This is a genomic window from Xanthobacter dioxanivorans (assembly GCF_016807805.1).
Classification (GTDB): Bacteria; Pseudomonadota; Alphaproteobacteria; order Rhizobiales; family Xanthobacteraceae; genus Xanthobacter; species Xanthobacter dioxanivorans.
Window position 1 is genome coordinate 6,232,840 of the sequence record NZ_CP063362.1, and the last position, 20,038, is coordinate 6,252,877.

Genomic DNA, 20,038 nt, shown 5'->3' on the forward strand with positions numbered 1-20,038 from the left:
GATTCATGGAAGTCGTTGGACGTTCTTTCCGTGAGACGTGAGACTTGCTCCATGGAAAGAACGGCACCAGGCCCATTGCATCTCCGCCGCATCGATCCCGCACGGAACATGCGCCGGTTTTATACCCTCTCCCTCCAGCCGACCCTGTTCGGCGGGGCGACGGTCATCCGCAATTGGGGCCGGATCGGCACGAACGGCCAGTCGATGATGGAGACCTTCGATCAGCCGGAACAGGCTGAAGGCGCGTTCTCGCGCCTCGCCCGGACGAAACGACGTCGCGGCTATGGCGACGCCGGCGTCAACGGAAACGGCTGACCTCGGTGAAGGCTTGCCGGCGGGCGATGAACCGGCGCAGCAGCGGCAGGAAGAAGGCCTTGCTGAAGCGGCCGATGGGCGGCTTGGGTTCGAGATAGAAGGACCCGCCGACAAGATCGGTGTTGAATTCGTCGAGGATGAGCCAGAGGCGCAGATCGGCATCCAGCCCGGCACGGCGCCTTTCGATGGCCGGGATCTCGGCAAAGAACCGCGATGCTTCCGGCTCCTTGGTGGTGAACGGAAAGAAGAGCACTAGATCGCCGGCCGGCCGGCCGATACGCACGCCGACGGCGACGGGCCGATCCTTACGGCCCTCGGTCTCGCCGGCATGCACCTGCCGCGCCCAGAGATAGGGAGCGGATGACGGTCGCGGTCTGTATGTCGTCGAAGCTCATGGCTTTCCGGCCTCATCCTCCCGCGCATAGGCGTCGACGGCATTCTTGAACTCTGCGAGAAGGCTGTCGGGCATGGTCTGGATGGTCCCCGCCGAGCGTGCGTCCGACTGGCGCATCAGCCGCTCGTAGTCCTCGATGTTGAGGAGCACGAGGCGCGGCTTGTTGCGCTGGGTGATTGTCACCGGCCGGCGCAGCGCCTCGGCGATGATATCGCCGGACTTGCGGGAAAGCTCGCTCGTTGAATAGAACCCACCTGAACGTGGCATGGCGACCTCCTGAGATTGCTGCCTTTGCTGATATATACAGCATTGACCGCATTTGTGCAACGACGAGCCCTCCGAAGCGCCGTCGCCGACCAGGCGTGGCGCTCTGGACGGCGCGACATGGCGAAAGCTCCCTAGAAGGGAGGCTCGCCGCTGAGCAGGCCCTCCAGTTCGGCCCAGATGAGTTCGCGCTCCGCGAGAGCCATCTCCAGCTCGGCCTCGATCTCACGGCGCTCCACGGCGTCGACGGCGTTCCGCAGCTCGGCGCGCAGTTCCTCGATGTGCTGATCGATCGACATTGGTCGTCTCGTTGATGTTGGTGAAAGACGACACCGGCGGTCATGGCGGGCCGGAGGGATCAAGGAGCGCGAAGCGACCGCCGGAGCCGGCGAGTGGGGGAGCCGAAATGCGCCAGCATTTTGGGGGAACCGCTCGTCCTTGAGGCCTTCGGGCCGCCATGGCATCCTGGGACGATCTGAGCAGCCATCCCCGCTCCCGGTTGTGCACCCGACAAGCCGGAAGCAGGTTCGATGCCTGCTTCCGGCTGCGACACCGTGGGAGCCGGCTAGAGCACCTCGTCGACGATGCCGAGGGCATCCAGGCGAGCGTGATCCTTGATCGGAACCACTTCGTAGTCATCCGACATGAAGGTGTATTCGCCGCTCCAAACATCGCCGATCTCGGCCCATGTTCCGTCAGGCCAGACCGCGATGTCGTCACTACGGTGGACCTTTGCGCCTGTTAGATTTGTGGTGATGGTCATGTGTGTCCTCCTGGCTGCGGCCGTTCGCTACCAAAAAGGCTGAAGGCCCCGCCTTGCGGCGGGGCCCTCTGGTCGGAGGCTCAGTCCCGGTTCGGCCGGGACCAGATCAGCTGGAGGCCTTCCTCGCCTTCCACCTCGATCAGGGTGGCGTAGATCGGGGCCGGGAACGAAGGGTCGTCGAGCTTGACGGAGAGGTAGTCGCGGTCCGTGTCCCGGGCAGTCTTCTGCCAGGCCGCGCCGAGCTCGACATTCGCGCCGGCGAAGATGCGGAAGTGGGGGCCCTTGTCGGACGGATTCTCGACGCGGACCAGCTTGGCCTTGATGTTGAGGGAGAGCGTCCGGATGGAGCCAACGAAGCCGTTGGTGGTGGTGGTGAAGGTGCCGATGGTCGCCATTGTCTCATTCCCTTGGTTTTCTCGGGCCGCGCCCACCGCGACCTCGATGGCGGTCGACAGACCGGAGGCGATCGACCCGCACCCCCGGGGTCCCCGTTGCGCGCGCGCAATGGGGTGGCTCGTTGGGCTGGAACGCAGTGGAGGGCGGCAGGGAGCGGCTTTCTTGTCGCGCGAGGAATGGCGGCGATCCGGGGTCCCCGTTGCGCTTGCGCAATGGGGTGGTCCCGGCAGGGGAAGAAAGCCGCTCCCGGCCGTTGCGGGGACAAGAGCGAGACGAGCGAAGCGAGATCGGCCTTCGGTCAGACCAGCTACATCGAGGACGCAGGTGGGTGTGCCCGTCGCGAAGACAACCGGAATGAAGGCACGCGTTTGCCTTGGCCGTTCAGCTCCAGCGACGGCCCGCGCCCGCTCACGACCTCGTCGACGACAAGGCCCCTCGCGCCAGCGCGATAAACCTCCCCACGATGTCAATCGGCGTGGAAACCTGACCCCCTATCGGCGCCGAATATTGACCCCGGCCTGGGGCATTGACCCCACTGCCGCGGAGCGTTGGTGTGGCGCAGCGGCAGTGGGGTCAATGGTGGCGGAGGTCAGGCGCGGTTCTTGAAACGCCAGCTCTCGTTTCCGGTCTCGACGATGTCGCAGTGGTGGGTGAGACGATCGAGGAGCGCGGTGGTCATCTTGGGGTCGTTGAAGACGCTCGGCCACTCGCCGAAGGCGAGGTTCGTGGTGACGATGACCGAGGTCTGCTCGTAGAGCCTGCTGACGAGGTGGAACAGGAGCTGGCCGCCGGACTGGGCGAAGGGCAGGTAGCCGAGCTCGTCGAGGACGATGAAGTCCTTGCGGGAGAGATAGTCGGCCATGCGGCCCTGGCGGCCGGATCGGGCCTCGGCCTCCAGCTTGTTGACGAGGTCGACGACGTTGAAGAAGCGGCCTCTGGCGCCGCCTCGGATGGCGGACCGCGCGATGGCGATGGCCAGGTGGGTCTTGCCGGTTCCGGTCCCGCCGATTGGCACGACGTTGCGCTGGTGGGCGAGGAAGTTGCCGCCGGCGAGGTCGCGCACCAGGGTCTCGTTGATGGGGGTGTCGTCGAACACGAAGTCGTCGATGTCCTTGGCGAGGGGCAGCTTGGCGATGGTGATCTGGTACTTGATGGAGCGGGCCTGCTTCTCGGATATCTCCGCCGACAAAAGGTCGCCGACGATGCGCTGCGGCTCATGCTGGCGTTTGACGGCGGTGGCGATGATCTCGTCGTAGGCGGCCTTCATGCCATAGAGCTTGAGCTCGCCCATGGCCTCGAGGATCTGGGAACGCTCCATCATGGGGATCTCCTCAGCAGGTCGTATCGTGAGCAGTCGGCGCTCGGGGCATGGCGTAGGCGCAAGGCATCGGGCGTGATGATGGTGATGGGGGCTGCAGGCTCACGGCGTCGGGCGAGAATGTTGAGGATCACGTCGGCTGAGTGGACGCCCTGGCCGAGAGCTTCGGCGCAGGCCGCATCGACCGCGGGCAAACCGTCGCTCAGCACGCTGGTGAGGATGTCCACCATCTGCCGGTCCCCATCGGTGGCACCGGTGAGCTTGCGCCGGACGCGATCGAGGCTGGTGGGCAGAACCCAGTCCTTGAACGGAGCCCCGTTCCTGAGGGCGCCGGGCTTGCGCGCCAGCACCGGCACATAGTGCCAGGGGTCGAAGATGGTCTGGTCCCGGCCGAAGCAGCGCGGGTGGGACCCGACCTGCCGCCCATCCTGGCGCAGCTCGATCCGCTCCGCATAGGCCCGGACCTCGACCGGGCGTCCCACGGCGCTGGCGGAGACTGAATACCGGTTGTTATCGAAGCGGACCAGACAGGTCTTGGACACGGAGGCGGGCACGGAATGGAAGCCGTCGAACCGGCCGGCATAAGGCACCAGGGCTGGACGCTCCGCTTCGAAGGTCTGCCAGATGGTCTCCTCCCGCCGCTCGGGATGCGGGTGCCCCTTGGCGTAGGCGATGCACTGGTCCAGCAGCCAGGCGTTCAGCTCGTCATAGCTCTTCACCCGAAGCCGGGGGTGAAGAAGCGCTCCCGCACCAGGCCGACCTGGTTCTCCACCTGCCCCTTCTCCCAGCCTGAGGCCGGCGTGCAGGCCACGGGATCGACGAGAAAGTGGCTGCACATCTGGAGGAAGCGGCGATTATAGGCCCGCTCCTTGCCCCCGGGTCCCCATCGCGCCAGCGCGATGGGGTTGGCCCACGAAGATCGCATCGACCGCGGTCTTCATGTTGTCGTAGATGCCGCGCGTGCAGCAGCCCTTGAAGAAGGCGAAGGCCCGCAGCCAAGTTTACGCAGGCTGCGCACGCGCGCCTGCGTGGGCGTCGAACACCATCTCCTGCGTCTCGCGCGGATAGGCCCGCACGAACAGCATCCGCGAATGGCACAGCCGCACATGGGCGACGCGCACCGACACCGTGGTGCCGTTGATCAGGACGATCTCGTGGCTCCAGTCGAACTGGTAGGCCTCGCCGGGCGCGAAGCTCAGGGGCACGTAGGCCGCAGCCGTCATCGTCGCCTGCGCCCGCCGCCAGCCCTTGGCATAGCGGCGCAGCGCATCGTAGCTGCCCTCATACCCCTGGCTGCGCAGTTCCTCGAGATACGGACAGCGTCAGCCGCTCCCGCGCCGGCTTCCTCTCGTTGCCGGTGAGCAGCCCATCCAGGGCCTCCCGCCAGGGCCCGATCCGCGGCAGCGGCTGCACCTCCCGCTCGTAGCTGAAGGCCGTCGCTCCGGTCCGCAGCACCTTGCGCACCGTGTTCCGCGAGACGTGCAGCTCCCGCACGATCTCCTTGATGGACTTGCCGCGCACGAAATGTTCGCGCCGGATCCGCGCAATCGTATCCACGCCCTTCATCCCCAGCCCGCCCGTCGCAACAAAACGACGGAGCATGAGCCAAGAGGGGGGTCAAAATTACACGCCGATCCCCCTCACAACGGGGTCAATCTTCCATGCCGAAACACACCCACGAGGCCAACCCGACATCCGTGCTTCCTCTCGCAACCGATATGGCAGGATAGGGTCCGGGAAGTTCGCGCCAGGAGGTCGCGCGGCGTCCCTATCAAGCACAACGTCCGACTCCTCGAGCGACCGTCGTCACAGCTCGAAGGTGGGGGCAGCAGGACCAGCGATCCGGCGCCGCCGGGCGGCGAGCCCCATCGAGGGCGACCACAAGTCGGGCCTTCAGCCTTTCACCCCGGACGGCCGCGCCAGCGTCAGACACCACACATGCCCTCACATTCGTTGGGCCAAAGATCGAGCTGGCCGTGATCGGCTTCGATCGACAGATCGGCCTCGTCGAGCGGAACGGCGGAGCGATGGAGATAGACCTCCCCGCGAATCCCGCGCAGGCCGGTGCGGACATCAGCGCCAGGGTCGTGGATTGGACACCGGCCCCGAGGCTGAGCACGCGGAGCCGGATGGGGGATGGCGCATAGCCAGATTAGCCATCCCCTTCGACGGTTGGTGCGCGGAACATCACGCCGCCTTCACCGTCTCGGCCTGTGGCTGCAGGCCGTGCAGATAGGCGACGGCACGCTGCGCATGGGCGGCGGCCGCGAAGATCGCCCGCTTGTCGTTGGAAAGGACGCTAAGCCAGCTTCCCAGATAGGCAGCGTGGTCGGGTCTGGGCTCCACCTCCGGGACGATGCCGAGATCGGCGCAGAGGAGCGCCGAGCCGATTTCCGCCACCAGTTCTTCGCGCGCCCTCTCGCTGCGATCCTTCGCGTAGCGGCTGAGATCGCGGCCGACGCGGCGCGGGTCCGCCGTCCAGTGCACCGATTCATGGCTGAGCACAGCGACATAGGAGGCCGCGTCGCGAAACGTCTCGAACGGCGGCATCTGGATGTGGTCGGTCGACGGCGAATAGAATGCCGCCGAGCCGCCGTGGCGGATCACGGCGCCGGTATGCGCAAAGAAGCGGTCGGCATGCTCGATCCGCGCCATTGGATCGAAAACGGGCGGCGGCGGGCAATAGAAATTCGCCGGCAGGCCCTCAATCTGGTCGACGTTGAAGACGCTGTAGATCTTCAGGAACGGGATGTCCCGCTCGACCTCGCTGCCGTGCGCGTCCGTTTCAGTCTTCGTGAAACGGCTGGCGTAGATGACAATCGAGCCCGATTCGCCCTTCCGAACATGGCCACCAAGCTCGTTCGCCTGCTTGAAGGTCATCCAGGTCGGCGAGGCGAAGCCCCGCGCCATGGCCTCCGACCACAGCAGCAGCACGTTCATGCCGGAATACGGCTCTCCGGTATGACGCAGCGGGCGGGTGATGCGGCCGGTCGCATTGCCCGAGCTCCATGGCTGGATCCACGGTCGCACGCCCTTCTCGAGATCGGCGACAATCCGCTCGGTAATCCTAGCGTAGACGTCGCCGCGCTCGCCAATCTCTTTCCTGCTCATTTTCCTGAACCTCCGTTCGGGAGGCCGCGCCGATCGCGGCCCCGTCACGGGGTCCGGTTGCCGGGGGAACAGGCGAGACCGCGCACCCGGAGGCGCCCGACCGCAGGGCGAGGCGCGACGGGCCGCAACAAAGTGGAGGACGGCGAAACCGTTGCGCTGTTCGCCCGCCCCCGGCAGGACCTCCTTTCGGGACGGGCGCGCACGGCGCGCTCTCCTCCCATTCCTCTTCCTTCCGCGATCGACTGAGGTTTGGTTGCGACATGCGAAAAGGCCGGCGCCTGGAGGGGCCGGCCTCGTTTCGTGCGAAAATGAGATGGGCGGAGCCGAAGCTCCGCCCTGGCGGGTCAGCCGAGAGCGGCCATCTGGAGCTCGGCCGCCTTGCGGTCGACGCTCTGGCCGGCATTCTCGACCGGCCGCTCGAAGGGCTTCCAGCGCTCGCCGACGACTTGCTCATAGGCCGCGACGGCGCCCTCCGCCGCCATGCAGAGCACGTGGGCCTGGAGCCCCATGTCGGCCGCGAATTCGCGCTTGCGCTGCGCAGCGCTCGAGAAGCCGACCGGGCCGTCGAGATCCTCGTCTCGGGCGTCATTGGCGAGCTTGGCGGTAGCGTCGCGGGCTTCGGTGACGGCGCGGGAATAGAACTGGCCGGCTCCATGGGCGGATCCGACATAGGCGCCGACGATGCGCTGGAGATGGATCTGCATCGCTCGTTCGCTGAGACCCTCGCCCAGGCTCTCGGCCGTCTCGACGATCAGTCGCAGGTGGAGCTCCCGAATGCCGTCGCTGTCGGGGACCGGAAGCCCGAAGCTTTCGGAGATGAGGATGGTCTGGTGGGCGTCGGGGCACGCCAGCCGGACCATTTCGAGCGTAGTGCCCTTGCGGAGTTGGACGATGCGGGCGGACTGGCGGGGAGCGCGAGCGGTCTTGGTCATGTGAAATTCCTTCCTTCGGTTTCTCCCTCGGGACCGGACTGGCCCTTGCCGGTCTTCCCTTCGGGTGCGGTCGAAAGAAGCCGGCGACAGGCGGGCGCTTCAGGGTCCGGAGACGGCGACGGCGAGCGAAGCGGGCCTGCGGACAAGCAGGGCTTTCAGCCCTCGCGCGGGACGCGGGTCCGCTTTGCCGAGCCTGACGGGCCCGGCCGCCACGCGGCGCGGAACGCGGCCTTGAAGCGGCCGGCCGCCGGTTTACGACCGCAGCAAAACCCGAGGGGATGACCGGCAAGGGACCTGCGCCCAGGCTTCGAAACCGACATGGGAAAGGCCGACATGACCCGCTGCCGCGGACCTGCTTTCCCTGTCTGCCACGACAAGGTGCCGGCGGAGAGATCGACCGGCGTGCCTGCGCGCGGCGCTCCACATCCCCGAAAGCCGTGGCGGTTCACGGCAGCAATTTGCGGAGAGCTACGCGGTGATCCTCGAGATGGTCGACAAGGGGCGAATACGAGAAGAGGCGCGGATCCACCGCCGCCGACGAAGCCTTGGCCGGAGACAGCCCCGAGCTTGGGCCTCAGACTGCCTCGGTTGCCTTCGCCCACACGTCCGGCCGCCACTGCCGGATGACGTCCTCGATCTCGGCCCGATAGGCCTCGGGATACTCCGCCGCAGGTCGGCCGGCGACATAGGCGAACACGGTCGCCATGTCATGGGCGATGGCCTCGTCGACGGCGAAGAGGTCCGCGATGTCGAAGCCGCCGAGATCCATGGCGTTCCACCAGGCGAGGATGAAGTCGGCGACACGACGCGACTGCCCGGTGTCGCTGCGCGCGATGCTGAGGAGCCGCTCGAACGCGGCGCGCGTCGTCTCATCCATGATGGAGTTTCCTATGGCTGCGGAAGGTTAGCTCAAGCTCGGTCTCCTTGCACGCTCAACGCTGCAATCGAGCGCTCCTGCCGGCGGGTTTTCACGAGAGCGCCTCGATCTCGCCGCGGCGCTCGAAGGTGAGGTGGTCGACATGCTCGCGGAAGAGCCGCTCGTCCGCCGGCGTCCACCCGGCCTGATGCCGCCTCGATGCTCGGGCTTTCACCTTTGCGGTGATGGTCCTCCGTTCGGCACGGTGCTCGATCTGTCGCTCGATCCGGGCAAGATGCCTGCGGGCGGCGGCTCGTATCCTGGCGGCCGCGCCGGTCCGCCCGGGGAATTCATGACGAACTCCCTTGGGCGTGGCGCCGCGAACATGCCGCCGGCCATGTCGGAAACGGGGTGGTGTCCGGTGCATAGGAGGCGGGCAACGTGACCGGAATGATCGAGGAGGCGAGATCCTCGCCAGCAACCGCCCAGTCGACCAGCGGGGATTGCCCGCCGGCATTCTGCCGCATGGCATCGCTGAGAATGTAATGGAGAGCCGCGTCGATGGCGGCGCGTGGTTCCGGCCCCGCCTCGACCAGCAGATGAACGGCGACCAGGTAGGTCGTCATGGCCGGCCCTCCCTGCGGAGCAGTGGGTGCGCCGACGGCGGCCGGATCGAGAGGAGGACGGCCTGTTTCCAGGCGTCGGCGCCGGAATAGTGCCGGCGCAGCTTGGAATGCCAGACGACAAGGAGGTCCTTGTCGTCGTCATGGGCAGCCTTCCAGCCGAAGGCGGAGTCAGTGATCTTCCAGAGCATCGCGGCCTCCTATCCGTTCCAGCCAACGAAGTTGGACGGGCCGGAATAGATCGGATGGCGATCCTCATCGATGACGAAGCCGAAGCGACCGACGCGGTATTCATCCGCGGGAACGAGGAACTGGCGCTCCTCGGTGCCAGGACCACGTCGGCCGCCCATCGTGGCGACGACTTCGACCATACCTTTCTCGTGGTTCGAGGTGATCGCCGAGATCACGATCCAATCGCCGGCGTGCTGCTGCTCGAAGGCCCGACGATCCTTCTCGCGGGATTCTCCGGGGGCGAGTACGGTCCCGAAGATCGTCTCCCATGCCTCCGGCCAGCTGTCCTTGATCGTCCGTTCGGCGCAGCGCCGCTCGAAGCCCGTGAAAAGGTGGGGGAAGGTGATGGCGACGATCGCCCAGGCTTCATCTTCCTCATACCAGCCGCCCTCGGCGCGGAGCATAGGATGGACCATGCGGTTGCGCGCCGCCGAGAGGTGGATGCCTCCATGGCCGGCCGTGGAATGGAAGACGACATCCTCGGCATAGAGGGTCCCGCCCTGCGACGGTCCCCAGGGCGTGCTGGCGGTCGAGCGGATCTCACGCCGGCCGAGGGCGCGCTTCTCACGCTGATGCTCGGCGTTTTCCATGACCTTCACGCGAAAGGCCGCCTCATTGGCGAGTTCGCCGGAATGGCCATAGAAATCGGCGCGCGTCCATTGCTCCATAGGACGACCAATGCGCCAGCCGCTCGCCAGATAATGACGCCCGTCGCGGGCGGGCAGCATGGCGAAAGCGGTATCGGCGACGCGGGCGACGGCAAAACCCTCGGTGCTGCGGCCGAACGCCACCTCCGGGAATCCGGTGGTGGCATCCGCAGCTTTGTTCGGAGATACGAGCATGGTCATGCCACCGCCCTCCCCTCGACGATATCGGCGCCGACCTCATCGGCCGTCACCTCCTCGAGCACGGCGCGCGGATAGCCATGGCGCGAGAGCCATTCTTCGGCAGCCCGCCGATGCGCAGCGAGATGGACGAGCTCGCCGCCGACGCCGGCGCGGTCGAAGATTCGCACCGCGCCGATGGCCGGGCGCTCGAGGATCGTGAAGTGCAGCTTCGAGTCGATCGAGAACGTCCGGTGGACGCGGATCGCGATGACGCCTCCGGCGCCATAGTCCGCCTCGTGCAAGGTGAAGCTGGCGGACAGGCCGACGCTGCCGATCCCGCGCTCCCCTTGCTTCTGGATCAGGCGGCCCTTGCTGTTGTGGGTCCGCCAGGCGGACAGCTTCCTGGTAAAGCGCTCGGGCGGCCGCGGCGTTCCGTCGGACCAGGCGACGAGGGAGCCGATCGGTGCGTTGTCGTAGATCGTGTGCGCGGACATGGTGTCCTCCGTGATTGCGCATGCGTGGAAACGAAAGCGCCGCCGGCAGAGCCGGCGGCGGGATGGAATTCGCGTTGCGATGATGTGCGCCGGCTATTCGGCCGCGACGCCGTAGGCCTCGTCGTCGGGCGCCTCGGCCGGCTCAATGGCGTCCGGCTCGGCCGACCCCTCGTCGAGATCGTCGTCCTCGCTCGCCTCGTGCTTCACCAGCCAGCTCGCGAGCTTCGTGGCGTCGGGCGCGAACTGCGCCGACGGATGAACGAACCGCTCTTCCTTGAAGTGCTCGACGAGGGCGGCGCGGGTGTCCTTCACCTTCTGGCGCGGCAGGACCGGGGTGTCCTTGCACGAACCTTCGAGCGCGGCACGGGACAGGCACGAGAGAAATTCGTCCGTGCCCATGTTCGGGAGGAAGCCGTCGGCGCCGATGGCGTCGCCGGCGAGCCGTGCGACGATGCCGGAGTCGGTGCGGTTCTCCCGGCACGACAGCACGTCGATGAGGACGCCACGCGCCGCCTGCTGCAGGGTCTCGCGGTCGAACGCGAGCTTGCCCTCAGTGCCGAGCAGCCGCGCAGCGTGGCGGTCCATCCGGGCGTAGCCATAGACGTCGGCGGAGGCCCCGGACGCAATGGAGATATTGCGGCCGGCGAAGGCAAGGACGAGCAACGCGAGCAACGTGTCATCCTCGATCGGCGCACGGGCGAGCGCCTCGTGCAGCGCATCGGTCCGGAAGTCGCCAACCATTTCGATGCCCCTACGTGTCACGTCCGGACGAGGCTTCGAGGCCATGCCATCGTCACCAGCAGCGCCACCGGCCGGCCCGCCTTTGCCCTTGGCCGTCTTCGGTTCCGGCATCCGGTAGTGGACCGTCTGCACCTTGCCCTCGCGATCGACAAACATCGCGGCGTGGTCGGACTTGCCAGGCTTGCCGTAAACGCGTTCGGCCTTGGGCGGCAGCTTCGCGCGTCCCCAGGTGTCGGCCTCGACGATGACACCGCGCTTGGGCAGGTGGTTCGCCATCCATTCCTGCTGGGCGCCGAGGAAGGCCTCGACGTCCGTGGTGTAGCGGCTGTCCTCGTCGGCCGAGGCGAACAGGTCCTCGACCCAGGCGATGCCGTAGGCCTTGGCGAGTTCGTCGTCGAAGCTCGCATCCTTCGCGTACATCCGGGTCTTTTCCAGCCCGTTCGCCACGTTGTACCAGGCGACCTGTGGATCGGCCTTGGACGGCTTGTGCCGCTTCCAGACCTCGCGCTGCTCGTCGAGCGAGGCTGCCGCAATGGTGCGCAGCTGCTTCTCGTTCGGCATGTCGCCTTTGGTCATGTGGTCGAGCATCGCGGGAAGCACGTTGGCGAGAAGCCGCAGTTTCTTGATCTGACGCACGGGCAAGGCAAGCGCGACGCCGATCGCCTCCTCGGTCCAGCCGAGCGCAACGAGGCGCTCGATCGCGCGCCACTGATCGACGGGGTTCAGCGGCTCACGGGCGATGTTTTCGACCATCGCGCGCATCGCGCCATTGTCGTTGGCGGCTTCATCGACGAGGACCTCGATCTCCTCGAGCCCGGCCGCGATAGCCTGCTTCACGCGCCGATGCCCGGCATTGATGATGTAGCCGTTGCCGCCGCCGGTGTCGGGGGCGATGATAGGCGGCTGCACGATGCCGACAGCCTTGATCGTCGCGAGCAGCAGGGCGTCGGCCTGCGGCGTGGACTTCGTCAGGCGCATGCGGTCGGGGTTTTCCTTCAGCGCGCGTGGATCGACCTTCATGAGGTGCATGGGAAGCTCCTTTGGGGATTTGGACGCCGCCCTTCGCGGGTCCTTTCTCGTCTTCTTCTCGAAGACCTCCCCCGGCCCGCGGAGCGGACGGGCCGGTGCAACTGCAGCCGAGCATCCCTGCCCGGCCGGCCAAGCGGGGCTGGCCCTGCGCAGGACGCCGTGGCCGGGATCGCGCAGGCCGCGGTTGAGCTTCAGCGTCGCCGGTTCGGCCGATCGGCGAACCGGATTTCTTTCCTGAATGCCTCTCCTTTCCTCGCCATGTCGCACCCTTGAATGCCGGCTATAATGACGCTATATTCCGTCAGAATTAGCGTCATTTTGATAATAGGAGGCATCGCATGGGATTGGCGCAATATGCGGATGATGGCTTCCTCGCGCCCCGCAAGATCGCGGTTGCGTTCCGAACCACCAGTGAGGAAGTCGCCCGCACGGCCGGGCTCGGAAAGGATGCCGTCCAGCGCAAGGATCGCGTCCGGTCAGACAAGACCCAGCGCCGGCTGCGCGAGATGGTCGAGGTGATCAACAAGGTCGAGCCGCGCTTCGGCTCAACCTTGATGGCCTATGCCTGGTACCGGTCGGAGCCCCTGACCGGCTTTTCCGGCCAGACGGCCATGCAGCTCGTGCGCAACGGTCGCGTGGATGACGTGCTCGACTATGTCGATGCCGTCGACGCCGGCGTGCATGCCTGACGACGTGCAATATCGAGGGAAGCTCTATCGCGCGCTGAATCCGGTTTACGCGCGCGAGCCGCTGTCCGGGCGCGGCGCTGAACTCTATGGCGGGCGCTTCAACCCGAAGGGCCTGCCCGCGCTCTATGGGTCACTATCGGTGATGACGGCGCTGCGCGAGGCCAACCAGATCGGCAATCTCCAGCCGACCACGCTCGTCTGCTACGACGCGGAGATCGATGGCATATTCGATTGCCGGGATGATGAGGCGCTCGAGGCAATGGGCATGGACGCCGCGGCACTCGCCGATAGCACATGGCGCGACCAGATGAAGGCGAGCGGGGAGGCACAGACGCAGGCCTTTGCCCGGCGGCTCATTGCTGCCGGCCATAACGGCCTGCTCGTCGGGAGCTTTGCGGCCGGCGCGACGGCCGAAGATTTGAACCTCGTGCTCTGGAGATGGGGCGACAGGGCCCCAGCTCGTCTCGTTCTGATCGACGATGAGAACCGCTTGTCGCGCGAGCGGTCCTAAGCAGCGATCCGATCGCTGGACCTCTCGACGTCGTTCGCGAGATCGGCCTCGATCTCGGCGAGCTGTGTGCGCTTCAGCTCCAGCTCATCGGTGAAGGCGAATGCGCCGCCCTCGCGCGCCTGGTAGGAAGCGAGGCGGCGGCGGGCATTGGTCAGTCGCTGCCGATATGCTTCCTGTTCCTCCTCGAAACCCGACAGCGCGTGCTCGAGCCGAGCGACGGCGCCGAGCGGCGTGACCGTAACAGGCACATCGATTTCGTAGTCCGCGCCGGTCCGCAGCAGCATTGTGGCGTAGTGAAAGCCATCGCGTCCGATCCGCTCGCCGGAGAATTCGAGATCGAAGCCGCCGAGCGAGGCGATGACGACTTCCCCCTCCTGCTGGAGTTGGACGAGCGTCAGGATCTCCTTCATCAGAGCACGGCCGGCGAGTTTGCGCTCCTCATAGTCATCGCCCATCACGGTCATGACGAAGCTGTCTCCCGTCGTGGACACTAGGCGCTCGATATCCTGCCCGATCTCGTCGATCCGCCGCGTCGAGATCTCGATGTCGCGCTCGGCGTCGCGAATCTGCCGGCGAATGGCATGCTGATCGTCGACGTGGGCGGCGCGTAGGCGATCGAGCCGCGCAATCTCGGCCTCCAGCCCCGCTTTCTGCATCAGACGCGGATCGCCGCTGGCAATGGCCTTCGCCGTGGCGAACTGCGATGCTTGGCCCTCGCCCATATCCTCCAGCCTCCGGATCGAGGTGTCGCCGGAGAGCGCTGCGGCGATGAACCGAGCCTTGCGCTCGTTGTTCTGCCACATCGTCGCGTCGAGCGAGCCGAGCGTCGCGTAGGCGAATATGTCGATAACATCGTGCTGATTGCCTTGTCTCGCGATCCTGCCTTCACGTTGCTCGATCTGGGACGGCAGCCACGGCACATCGAGGTGGTGGAGCGCCTTCAGGCGAAGCTGCGCGTTGACGCCTGTCCCCATGGTGTCCGAGCTGCCGAGGAGAAAGCGGACCTTGCCGACCCGGACATCGCCGAACAATCGCTGCTTCGCGTCGGAGCGTTTAAAATCCTGGATGAAGGCGATCTCGGAAGCGGGCACACCCAGACGCACGAGCTCGTCGCGGATCCATCGGTAGGCGGAGAAGCCGCGGCTCTTCTCGACAGTGAGCGTGCCGAGGTCCGAAAAAATCATCTGCGCGGCGCCGGGCAGTTCATAGGGCTTTCCGTCGCCTCGGACATAGGTATTTTCCGCCGTTTCCCGCCAGATGCGGAAGGCGTTCGCGACAAGCTGGTTGAGCTTGTTGCCGGGCTCATTGTCGTTGTCGGGATCGACCAGGCGCAGGTCGATCGCGGCATGTCGTCCGTCGGTGATGACCGAGAGCAGGATGTCGTCACCGGGCTCGGGCGGACGGTCGCGTTGCTCGATGGCCGTGATGCGGGCATCGAGCTGGCGCTGATAGGCCTTGAAGGCCGCGCTCGGCGGCGCGGTGATGATCTGCCGCTTGCCGCCCGAGATCTCCGGCACTTTCACATAGTCGCGCAGGTCCGCCGGCATCACCACGTCGGCGAAGGAGCGGAACATGGCGATCAGCTCGGCGACATTGACGAACTGGGCGAAGCGGGTGACCGGCTTATATTTTCCGGAGGGCTGCAGTTCGAGTTCGGTCGAGGCATCGCCGAAGGTCGAGGCCCAGGCGTCGAATTCGTGCAGGCCGCGTTCGCGCAACGCCGCGTGGCCGAGCAGCCTCTGCACGGTGAACATCTCGCCCAAGGTGTTGGTGATCGGCGTGCCGGAGGCGAGCACGAGCGCCCGGCCCGGGTTCTTCGTCTCGATAAAGCGGGATTTGACGAACAGATCCCAGGCGCGCTGCGAGCCATTCGGATCGATGCCTTTCAGCGTCGACATGTTGGTGGCGAAGGATAACTTGCGGAACTCCTGGGCCTCATCGACGATGATCTGGTCGACGCCGATCTCGGAGATGGTGAGGAGGTCATCCTTGCACGTCGCGAGCGCCTCGAGCCGTTCCTTCAGGCCTTCCTTCAATCGCTCGAGGCGTTTGCGCGAGACGCGATCGTCGCTCTCGACCTTGGTCAGCAGCTCCTCGTAGAGCTCCAGCTCGTCCTGGATCATCTGCTGCTCGAACGCCGACGGCACGCCGATGAAGCGGAAGGCGCTGTGGGTGATGATGATGGCGTCCCAAGTTGCCGTCGCCGCGCGCGAGAGGAAGCGGTGCCGCTTGTCCTTGGTAAAGTTGGTCTCATCGGCGACGAGGATGCGGGCGTTCGGATAGAGCGCCAGGAATTCGCGCGCGGCCTGCGCCAGGCAATGGCCGGGGACGACCAGCATGGCCTTGGCGATCAGCCCGAGCCGGCGCTGCTCCATGATCGCGGCGGCGATCGACATGGTCTTGCCGGCGCCGACGGCGTGCGCGACGTAGGTGCTACCCGAGGAGATGATGCGCCAGATGACCCGCTTCTGGTGCCCATAAAGAGAAAAGGCGCCAGATGCGCCCGGAAGCTGGAGATGATCGCCGTTGAAAGCGCGTGGCGCGATGTTGTTGAACCGGTCGTTGTAGACCCGCGCCAGCCGGTCGGTCCGGTCGGGGTCGCTCCAGATCCAGGTCTGGAACGCGGTCTTGATCTTGGTGAGCTTCTCCCTGGCGGCTTCCGTGTCGACGACGTTGAGCACGCGGCGCTCGCTGTCGCCGTCCTTCACGATGTCGAAGATCTGCGGCACCGACGAGTTGAGGGCATCCGACAGGAGCTGGCCGGCGTGGCGGCGGTCGGTGCCCCATTCGGAGGTCCCGGCCGCGAGATATGCAAGCTGCCGCGCCTCGACGGTCCAGGAGGCCAGGTCCGGCATGTGATGGATCCGGATCTCGGCGCCCATCGTTTCGTGCACGAAGGCGACGATGTCGGCGGCCGGTATCCACGGCGCGCCGAGGCGCGCGGTGATGTCGGAGGGCCGAAGGTCGGCCGGCTGCACGGCCTGCAACGCGGTGACGTTGCGCTGATAGACCGGATCGAGCGCGGCTGCGGCCTGCGCGGTGACGAGCTTCGAGCGGACGGCCCCTGAGAGATAGGCGTCGGCGGTCTGCCAGGAGCCGTCGGCGGGATCGCGGAAGATGGCGTTGCCGAGTTCGATGATGACGTCGTCGACATCCCGGTGCAGCAGCTCGGCGATGTGGTCGAGATCGACATGGCCGCGCTCGTTGAGGACAACAGCGAGCGCATCCGCTGGCGACGTGATGATCGGAGGCGGCGGCGGCGCGATGACCCGCTCGGTGAAGATCGGACCGGGCTTGGCGGTGTTGGTCTCGAGATCATAGTCCTCGATGGACGCCACCAGCCAGCAATCGGGATCGTCCAGGAAGGGCTGGATGTTCGGGCGACGGTGCGTCTCGCGCACGTCGCCGGTCTCCTCGTCCTTGATGGTTGAAACGACGGTCGTGTTGATCGGACCGAACTCGCGCACGAAGTTCGACCAGGCGATGCGCAGCTTCACCTGCGCCGGCTTCCACGGCTGGTCGAACTCCTGCGCTTTCAGCACCTCGCGGACGGCGTCGCGGATCGGGATCAGCTTTCGGATGATGCGGACGTGGTTTTCCGGAATCCCGTCACCGCTGCGCCCCTTGCGCACATGGATCGCGACCGGCACGCCGTCGACGCGCTGCATGAGGCCATGCCGGCTGTCCGCGAAGTAGCTGCCCTCCCGCGCCCGGGACGCGCTGGGCAGGTCGACGGCCGGGCGCGGCTCCTCGTCGAGGGCGGCCGCGGTCGGCTCGGGCTCGCCGTCATAGATGTCTTCCGGAAGGAAGGTGAGCGCGGTGGCGAGCGCGGCATCGAGGTCCTCGCCGTCGCGCGGGCTGCAGGTGTAGGTCTCGCCGAAGGGGCCAGAGGTGAGGCAATGCGTTCCCAGCACCATGCCGGGATGGCGCGCGAACCAGCGGTTGGTCCGGATCGCCGCCTCGTCATCCGTCGCCGGCTGGACCTCCTCGAGGTCGAGCCAAGATAGGTCACCTTCCGGCTGTCCTTCCCGGCGCCGGCGGAAGAACAGGATGTCGACGACGACATCGGTGCCGGCGTCTGCCTGGAAACTGCCTTCGGGCAAGCGAACGGCGCCGACGAGGTCGGCCATGGTCGCGATATGCGCGCGGGCCGAGCTGTCCGCCTTGTCCATCGTGCCGTGCGAGGTGGCGAAGGCGGCAAGCGCCCCCGGCTTCAGCCGGCTGATCGCCTTGGCGATGAAGTAGTCGTGCAGCCGCAGGCCGAGCGACCGGAAAGCGCGATCCGAGCGCACGGCGCGGTCGGAGAAGGGCGGATTGCCGATCGCCAGATCGAAATGCGCCGGCAGGTCGACGCGGGCAAAGTCGCCTGTGACGATCCGAGCGCGCGGCTGAAGGAGCCGGGCGATCCGCGCCGTGACAGGATCGATCTCGATACCGGTGACGTGAGAGACGGATCGCAAGTTGTCCGGCATCAGCGCGGGGAAGAGTCCTGTGCCGATGCCGGGCTCCAGCACCCGCCCACCGCGCCAGCCGAGACGTAGCAGGCCGGCCCAGATGGCACGGACGATATATTCGGGCGTGAAGTGGGCGTACTGCGTGCAGCGTGCGAGCGAGGCGTAGTCCGTGCTGCTGACGGCCTCCTCCAGTCCGTCGCCGAGCGCCTCCCAGCCCTTCCGGAACCGGTCCTCGCCCGGCCGGCGAAACACGCCATTGGCGAGATCGGACGCGCCGAAGCCGGTGAACTTGATCAGCGCCAACTGTTCCTCCGATGTGGCCGAGCGCTGCTCGATGGCGTCCGTCAGTGTCCTCAACCGGCCGCGATCACCGCGCAGCGGCGGCATGCTCCGCATAGCCGACCCTTGAGGGTTGATCGTGCAAGGCCGGGCGGAGGACCAGGAAAGCCATCCAAGGAGAGCGGGGTCGGGCTTGCCCCAGAAATAGTCCGGACCCTCTTGCACGCTCTTTTCCCGGACGCCGAACCACACTGGCGCGCCAGAACAGATTCAGTCTCGAGCAGCGCCTCAGGTCGAACGGACGGCTTCAGCGCCGAAGCGACGTCGACGCAGCCGCCTGTTCAATCGCCCTGATGGCGTAAATCCGTTGCGCGCCGCGTCTCATTGTCGACGATCGCCTGGACCACCGCGAGATCCATCTGCGCATGCGGCGAGATCCTCGCCACTTCGGCCTCCGCCTTGGCCCAGTGGATGAATTCGCCGGCTTTCCCGGACGCACGGGAACGAGTCGCCAGGCGCTGTGCCTCGTAGTAGGCGCTCGGTTCATCGCGATCGATAAGGCGGCGGGCGTCCGCCTGCCACCTCCGGCGAATTTGCCTACGGTTCTCCACCCACCGTCGCAGTGCAGCCAGCATGATGTTCTGCCGCCGGCGGCATTTTCTCGTTTCGCGTCAGATGGGATGGAAGCCCTTGGGGTGAAGACGGCTTGCTGGCTTCAACGCAACCAACAGCCCGGCCCGCAGGGCGACGTCCTTCCCTCCCTCGCCTCAGAACAACCGGGGATCGAGCGAGAAGGACACCTCGCCGATGATGCGGACTTCGGCCGCAGTCGGATGGCTGTGGTTGATCAACACGTTCAGGTCGGGAGAGCCGACGATCGGTATGATCGCCGAGGGAACGCGCAGCAGCAAGGAGGCGCGCGCCTCATGCCAGGTATCGCCCTTCTCCTGGCTCCAGGCCTCGTGCCGCCGCCAATCGGTCGGGAGACCTTCCAACGGTACGTCTTCAATTTCGACGGTGTCGGGGATCTCATAGCTGACCATCACCAGCTCCGGCAGGAGCGCGGGATCCTCCACATGGACGAGCTTTTCGAGGACGCAGAGCGCCGGCGATGTCGCGCAATAGGTGACGGCATGCCCCGCGGTGTTCCAGCGGCCGTCGAAATGCAGGCCATAGCCGCCGTCCAGCGCCTGCGCATGCTGTCGGCCCGACAGGCGCCAGAGCCGCATCACGCGGCCGCGCCCCAGGCGATCTTGCCGAGGATGGTCTCGATCACGCGCGCGCCGGCTTCGGTCTGTGCCATGACGAGCGGCGTCTCGCCGCCGAGCTCGGTGAGTGGGCGGCGCAGCCAGCGATTGGCCTTGTCCAGGTCGCCGAAGGTCTGCTCGGCCAGGGACTGGACGCGCAGGAGGCGCACGGCCCGGTCCGATTCATCGACCGTCAGCGGCTGCTGCTTGTCGGCGCGATGCCGGCGGGTGCGCTGCGGGATCACGAATTTCTCGATCTCCTGCTCGCTCATGCCCGCTTGGCTGAGCCCACGCAGTGCGGACAGGGGAAGCCTGTTGCGGACGGCGAGTGCCAGATCGGCCTGCGAGCGCACGACCGTGCCGAGTACGCTCTGGCCTCCCAGCTTGCGGGCAACCTCCTCGACGATGGCAATCGACATGGGAGCCTCCTTGCAGTTAACGGCAACATGCCTTAGACATAGGCGGCATATTGCCGGAGCGCAAGAGCAGCTTTCTTCAGCAGGATTGTCCCCGGGGGATTTCAAAGGCGCGGGCGGGCGGTCGGAATACTCGCATAAGCTTCGT

22 protein-coding genes and 2 pseudogenes are annotated in these 20,038 nt (G+C 66.3%); 4 read left to right on the forward strand and 20 right to left on the reverse strand.

Annotated features, from left to right (window positions below):
• Positions 1-108: 108 nt before the first annotated feature.
• Positions 109-315, forward strand: coding sequence for a WGR domain-containing protein (locus EZH22_RS29195; protein WP_333473652.1), 207 nt, complete (start codon positions 109-111; stop codon positions 313-315).
• On the opposite strand, the pseudogene EZH22_RS29200 reads toward EZH22_RS29195, so the two are convergent.
• The 16 genes and pseudogenes from EZH22_RS29200 to EZH22_RS29275 all read right to left on the reverse strand — a co-directional run bounded on the left by EZH22_RS29200 (position 299) and on the right by EZH22_RS29275 (position 12,294).
• Positions 299-710 (reverse strand): annotated as a pseudogene (locus EZH22_RS29200) (hypothetical protein). The gene EZH22_RS29195 and the pseudogene EZH22_RS29200 sit on opposite strands and share 17 nt — an antisense overlap.
• Positions 707-976, reverse strand: coding sequence for a type II toxin-antitoxin system prevent-host-death family antitoxin (locus EZH22_RS29205; protein WP_203193775.1), 270 nt, complete (start codon positions 974-976; stop codon positions 707-709). The pseudogene EZH22_RS29200 and the gene EZH22_RS29205 overlap by 4 nt, the downstream one beginning before the upstream one ends.
• Before the next feature lie 131 nt (positions 977-1,107).
• A complete protein-coding gene (locus EZH22_RS29210; RefSeq protein ID WP_203193776.1) occupies positions 1,108-1,272 on the reverse strand; it encodes a hypothetical protein in 165 nt (54 codons plus the stop codon).
• A 266-nt stretch (positions 1,273-1,538) separates the two neighbouring features.
• Positions 1,539-1,736: a hypothetical protein gene (locus EZH22_RS29215; RefSeq protein WP_203193777.1), complete on the reverse strand. Its 198-nt coding sequence runs from the start codon at positions 1,734-1,736 to the stop codon at positions 1,539-1,541.
• Positions 1,737-1,816: 80 nt separating this feature from the next.
• Positions 1,817-2,131 (reverse strand): DUF736 domain-containing protein, encoded by a 315-nt coding sequence (locus EZH22_RS29220; protein ID WP_203193778.1) that lies wholly within the window; start codon positions 2,129-2,131, stop codon positions 1,817-1,819.
• Positions 2,132-2,721: 590 nt separating this feature from the next.
• Entirely contained in the window at positions 2,722-3,450 is a 729-nt protein-coding gene (gene istB / locus EZH22_RS29225; RefSeq protein WP_203196830.1) for an IS21-like element helper ATPase IstB, read from the reverse strand.
• Positions 3,450-5,016, reverse strand: a pseudogene (gene istA, locus EZH22_RS29230) (IS21 family transposase). The gene istB and the pseudogene istA overlap by 1 nt, the downstream one beginning before the upstream one ends.
• 621 nt (positions 5,017-5,637) lie before the next feature.
• Positions 5,638-6,561 carry an ArdC family protein gene (locus EZH22_RS29235; RefSeq protein WP_203193779.1) on the reverse strand — a complete coding sequence of 308 codons (924 nt, stop codon included), beginning with the start codon at positions 6,559-6,561 and terminating at the stop codon, positions 5,638-5,640.
• 344 nt (positions 6,562-6,905) lie between these two features.
• Entirely contained in the window at positions 6,906-7,493 is a 588-nt protein-coding gene (locus EZH22_RS29240) for a hypothetical protein (RefSeq protein ID WP_203193780.1), read from the reverse strand.
• Positions 7,494-8,067: 574 nt separating this feature from the next.
• Positions 8,068-8,370, reverse strand: a complete 303-nt coding sequence (locus EZH22_RS29245) for a DUF7673 family protein (RefSeq protein ID WP_203193781.1) — start codon at positions 8,368-8,370, stop codon at positions 8,068-8,070.
• A gap of 91 nt (positions 8,371-8,461) precedes the next feature.
• Entirely contained in the window at positions 8,462-8,584 is a 123-nt protein-coding gene (locus EZH22_RS32515) for a hypothetical protein (RefSeq protein ID WP_269902901.1), read from the reverse strand.
• A gap of 115 nt (positions 8,585-8,699) precedes the next feature.
• Entirely contained in the window at positions 8,700-8,975 is a 276-nt protein-coding gene (locus EZH22_RS29255) for a hypothetical protein (RefSeq protein WP_203193782.1), read from the reverse strand.
• Complete coding sequence (locus EZH22_RS29260; protein ID WP_203193783.1) at positions 8,972-9,163, reverse strand: hypothetical protein; 192 nt, start codon at positions 9,161-9,163, stop codon at positions 8,972-8,974. Before EZH22_RS29260 ends, EZH22_RS29255 begins: the two co-directional genes overlap by 4 nt.
• 9 nt (positions 9,164-9,172) lie before the next feature.
• Positions 9,173-10,051 (reverse strand): DUF7007 domain-containing protein, encoded by an 879-nt coding sequence (locus EZH22_RS29265; RefSeq protein WP_203193784.1) that lies wholly within the window; start codon positions 10,049-10,051, stop codon positions 9,173-9,175.
• Positions 10,048-10,524, reverse strand: coding sequence for a hypothetical protein (locus tag EZH22_RS29270; RefSeq protein WP_203193785.1), 477 nt, complete (start codon positions 10,522-10,524; stop codon positions 10,048-10,050). The genes EZH22_RS29265 and EZH22_RS29270 overlap by 4 nt, the downstream gene beginning before the upstream one ends.
• A gap of 93 nt (positions 10,525-10,617) precedes the next feature.
• Positions 10,618-12,294: a ParB/RepB/Spo0J family partition protein gene (locus EZH22_RS29275; protein WP_203193786.1), complete on the reverse strand. Its 1,677-nt coding sequence runs from the start codon at positions 12,292-12,294 to the stop codon at positions 10,618-10,620.
• Between the two features lie 338 nt (positions 12,295-12,632).
• On the opposite strand from EZH22_RS29275, the gene EZH22_RS29280 reads away from it, so the two are divergent.
• Both EZH22_RS29280 and EZH22_RS29285 read left to right on the forward strand, forming a co-directional pair.
• The gene (locus EZH22_RS29280) at positions 12,633-12,983 is read left to right on the forward strand and encodes an antitoxin Xre/MbcA/ParS toxin-binding domain-containing protein (RefSeq protein WP_203193787.1); all 351 of its coding nucleotides are present in this window, start codon (positions 12,633-12,635) and stop codon (positions 12,981-12,983) included.
• Between the two features lie 4 nt (positions 12,984-12,987).
• On the forward strand, positions 12,988-13,494 hold the full coding sequence (locus tag EZH22_RS29285; RefSeq protein ID WP_203196832.1) for an RES family NAD+ phosphorylase: 507 nt from the start codon (positions 12,988-12,990) through the stop codon (positions 13,492-13,494).
• Here EZH22_RS29285 and EZH22_RS29290 read toward each other — a convergent pair.
• Positions 13,491-17,624 carry a lactate dehydrogenase gene (locus EZH22_RS29290; RefSeq protein WP_231711223.1) on the reverse strand — a complete coding sequence of 1,378 codons (4,134 nt, stop codon included), beginning with the start codon at positions 17,622-17,624 and terminating at the stop codon, positions 13,491-13,493. The genes EZH22_RS29285 and EZH22_RS29290 overlap by 4 nt on opposite strands.
• 117 nt (positions 17,625-17,741) lie before the next feature.
• Here EZH22_RS29290 and EZH22_RS32230 point away from each other — a divergent pair, with 117 nt between their 5' ends.
• Positions 17,742-18,035 carry a hypothetical protein gene (locus tag EZH22_RS32230; protein ID WP_231711224.1) on the forward strand — a complete coding sequence of 98 codons (294 nt, stop codon included), beginning with the start codon at positions 17,742-17,744 and terminating at the stop codon, positions 18,033-18,035.
• A 533-nt stretch (positions 18,036-18,568) separates the two neighbouring features.
• On the opposite strand, the gene EZH22_RS29295 is transcribed toward EZH22_RS32230, so the two are convergent.
• The 3 genes from EZH22_RS29295 to parS form a co-directional block, all read right to left on the reverse strand.
• A complete protein-coding gene (locus EZH22_RS29295) occupies positions 18,569-18,862 on the reverse strand; it encodes a hypothetical protein (RefSeq protein WP_203193788.1) in 294 nt (97 codons plus the stop codon).
• A gap of 132 nt (positions 18,863-18,994) precedes the next feature.
• Complete coding sequence (locus tag EZH22_RS29300) at positions 18,995-19,456, reverse strand: RES family NAD+ phosphorylase (RefSeq protein WP_203196833.1); 462 nt, start codon at positions 19,454-19,456, stop codon at positions 18,995-18,997.
• On the reverse strand, positions 19,456-19,893 hold the full coding sequence (gene parS, locus EZH22_RS29305; RefSeq protein ID WP_203193789.1) for a type II RES/Xre toxin-antitoxin system antitoxin: 438 nt from the start codon (positions 19,891-19,893) through the stop codon (positions 19,456-19,458). Before parS ends, EZH22_RS29300 begins: the two co-directional genes overlap by 1 nt.
• Between the last annotated feature and the right edge of the window lie 145 nt (positions 19,894-20,038).